Consider the following 3,360-nt stretch of genomic DNA (forward strand, 5'->3'; position numbering starts at 1 on the left):
CTGGGACGGGGGCCGACGGCGCGGGCGCTGGAGCGGTTCGGGGGGCGCACCGCCGACCGGCTGAAGCGGTTCGTCGGCGACAACGCCTTCTACGCCAGCTTCATGATCCGCAACGTGCCCTCGGCGCCCTTCATCGTGGTCAACATGGCCTTTGGGGCGACGCGAGCGAACTTCTGGGGCTTCCTGGCCGGATGCGCGCTCGGCGTCCTGCCCAAGACGGTGCTGGTCGCCTTCTTCGGCGGGGCGGTGGTGTCGGCGGTGTCGGGCGACGGAATCTGGACCTCGCTGATCCTGGCGGCGGTCGCGGTGGTCTGGCTGGGCCTGATGCTGGCGGTGCGCGAGTTCGTGAAACGGCGCGAGAAGGCGGCGGGCGTCGCGCGTTTCCCTGCTGTCCATCCCCGCAGGAGAGGCCCCCATGCTGAAGCTCTATTACTCGCCCGGCGCCTGCGCCATGGCCTCGCATATCGCGCTGGAGGAGGCCGGGGCCGACTATGAGCTGGTGAAGATCGACCTGCGCAGGGGCGAGCAGAAGACGCCGGAGTATCTGGCCGTGAACCCCGCGGGCGTGACGCCGGCCCTGGTCGCGGACGAGGGCGTGCTGACCGAGAACCTGGTCATCATGGGCTATGTCGCCCAGACCCATCCGGAGGCGAAGCTGGCGGCCAACGACTCGCCGTTCGAGTTCGGCCAGATGCAGTCCTTCAACGGCTTCCTGGCGTCCTCCCTTCATCCGGCCATCGGCCCGGTGCTGTTCGCCCACCCGCCGCTGGAGGGCGAGGCGAGGGCGGCGGCGCTGGCGAAGGCGCTGGCCCGCTACGACCTGGTCGAACACCATCTGCTGAAGGGGCCGTGGGCGATGGGCGAGGCCTATACGGTGGCCGACGGCTATCTGTCGGTGTTCACCCGCTGGCTGAGGCTGAACGACCTTCTGGACAAGGAGCGTTTCCCCAAGCTGAACGCCCATCTGAACCTGGTGCAGGCGCGTCCGGCGGTGGCGAAGGTGCTGCATATGGAGGGGTTGCACCCGGCCTGAGCGGACGGCGCGCCGACCTTGCCTGACACTATCGTGAACGGCCTGTCCCCCTTCCGGGACCATGCAGCGTTCACGGGGCTTGTATTCGCCTCCGCACACGGGCAAACGAGCCCTCGGTCGGTCCGGCGAAGACGATCAGGAGGCGGCGCGTATGGGGATATGCGAAGCCGGGGCGTCGCCGAAACGGATCAAGTCAGACGCACGCCCTTAAGGCCCGAACGAACGGTATCCCAGGCCCATGTTCTCCCACGTATTCGGCACGATTTCGAACGACATCGCCATCGATCTCGGCACCGCCAACACCCTGATTTACATGAAGGGCAAGGGCATCGTTCTGAACGAGCCATCGGTCGTCGCGCTGCGGAATGTCGGTGGACGGAAGATCGTCCACGCCGTGGGCATCGAGGCCAAGCAGATGCTGGGCCGCACCCCCGGTCACATGGAGGCGATCCGCCCCATGCGCGACGGCGTCATCGCCGACTTCGAAGTCGCCGAAGAGATGATCAAGCACTTCATCCGCAAGGTTCATAACCGCCGCGGCTTCGTGAACCCGAAGATCATCGTCTGCGTGCCCTCGGGCGCCACGGCCGTCGAGCGTCGCGCCATCAACGATTCCTGCCTGAACGCCGGCGCCCGCCGCGTGGGCCTGATCGACGAGCCGATGGCCGCCGCCATCGGCGCCGGCCTGCCGATCCACGAGCCGACCGGCTCGATGGTCGTCGACATCGGCGGCGGCACCACCGAAGTGGCCGTGCTGTCGCTGTCGGGCATCGTCTATTCGCGTTCGGTCCGCGTCGGCGGCGACAAGATGGACGAGGCCATCATCTCGTACATGCGCCGCAACCATAACCTGCTGATCGGCGAGACCACCGCCGAGCGCATCAAGAAGGACATCGGCACCGCCCGGATCCCGGCCGACGGCGAAGGCCTGTCGATCGACGTGAAGGGCCGCGACCTGATGCAGGGCGTGCCGCGCGAGGTCCGCATCTCGGAACGTCAGGCCGCCGAAGCGCTGGCCGAGCCGGTGTCGCAGATCGTGGAGGCCGTGAAGGTCGCCCTGGAAGCCACCCCGCCGGAACTGGCCGCCGACATCGCCGACAAGGGCATCATGCTGACCGGCGGCGGCGCCCTGCTGCGCGGACTGGACGCTGAAATCCGCGACCACACGGGCCTGCCGGTCTCGGTCGCCGACGATCCGCTGTCGTGCGTGGCCATCGGCTGCGGTCGCGTTCTGGAGCATCCCCGTTGGATGAAGGGCGTGCTCGACTCGGCCCTCTAAGGCCAAGTTCCAGAGAATGCCTCAAATCCCTGTCATCACAGGGATTACGCCGGTTCCCAACTGGCCCGGATTTTGCGATAGGCTCGGCACATCGGCTGGGGGAGTCCCGCTGATTCCCTTTTTTGAGGAAGGCGCGCCGTGGCGTTTCGCGACGGACCGTTCGAGAACATCAAGGTGCCGCTGGTTGCGACCGCGGCGGTCGCTGTCGCGGCCGCGGCGATCTGCGCCGGCCTGCTGCTGGTCAGCGACGGACGGGCGCAGGCCTCGCCCTACCAGCCGGCCCGCGCCGGGGTGGAGACCGTGGCCGGTCCGGTCGGCGGCGTCTTCGCCGCCCCGGTCCGCTGGTTCGGCCAGGCCAGCGACTACATCGGCGGCTATTTCTTCGCGGTCTCCGAGAACCGCCGCCTGAAGCGCGAACTGGCCGAACTGGAGCCGTGGCGCGACCAGGCGATCGCCCTGAAGAACATCAACGGCCGCTACGAGGCCATGCTGGGCCTGCGGCCCGAGCCTGACGTGCCGATGCGCACGGCCCGCTCCGTGTCCGACTCGCGCGGCCCCTTCTCCAACGCCCGCCTGCTGGACATCGGTTCGGGCCGCGGCGTGAAGGTCGGCAATCCGGTGATCAACGAGCACGGCCTCATCGGCCGCATCGTCGGGGCGTCCGACAACGTCAGCCGCATGGTGCTGCTCACCGACGTGGCCAGCCGCACGCCGGTCCTGGTCGACCGCACCGACGCCCGCGCGATCCTGACCGGCGACGGCTCGGGCAATCCGCGCCTGGAGTTCGTGCGCGGCGTGGGCTCGGTTCAGGCCGGCGACCGGATCCTGACCTCGGGCGACGGCGGCGGCTTCCCGCGCGGCGTGCCGATCGGCGTCGCGGCCAAGGGAATCGACGGCTCGTGGCGGGTCAAGCTGTTCAGCGACCGCGGGGCCATCGACTATGTGAAGATCCTGCTGTTCGAGGACTTCGGCCAGCTGGTCGGCTCCAATGACCTGAACGCCCCGCCGCTGGCGGCGCTGGACACCCTGCCGGAAGCGACCGGCGCCC

Annotated in this window: 4 protein-coding genes; all 4 read left to right on the forward strand. The window is 68.7% G+C overall.

What is annotated here, in order from left to right; translation table 11 throughout:
* On the forward strand, positions 1-495 hold a 495-nt coding region (locus tag Q0C81_RS17590), incomplete at its 5' end, for a VTT domain-containing protein (RefSeq protein ID WP_291841033.1).
* Complete coding sequence (locus Q0C81_RS17595) at positions 416-1,033, forward strand: glutathione S-transferase N-terminal domain-containing protein (protein WP_291841035.1); 618 nt, start codon at positions 416-418, stop codon at positions 1,031-1,033. The genes Q0C81_RS17590 and Q0C81_RS17595, both read left to right, overlap by 80 nt.
* A gap of 238 nt (positions 1,034-1,271) precedes the next feature.
* Positions 1,272-2,312 carry a rod shape-determining protein gene (locus Q0C81_RS17600; protein WP_291841037.1) on the forward strand — a complete coding sequence of 347 codons (1,041 nt, stop codon included), beginning with the start codon at positions 1,272-1,274 and terminating at the stop codon, positions 2,310-2,312.
* A 138-nt stretch (positions 2,313-2,450) separates the two neighbouring features.
* The coding region (gene mreC, locus Q0C81_RS17605; RefSeq protein ID WP_291841039.1) for a rod shape-determining protein MreC at positions 2,451-3,360 on the forward strand (910 nt) is incomplete at its 3' end.

The sequence above is a fragment of the Brevundimonas sp. genome, assembly GCF_023259385.1.
Taxonomy (GTDB): domain Bacteria; phylum Pseudomonadota; class Alphaproteobacteria; order Caulobacterales; family Caulobacteraceae; genus Brevundimonas.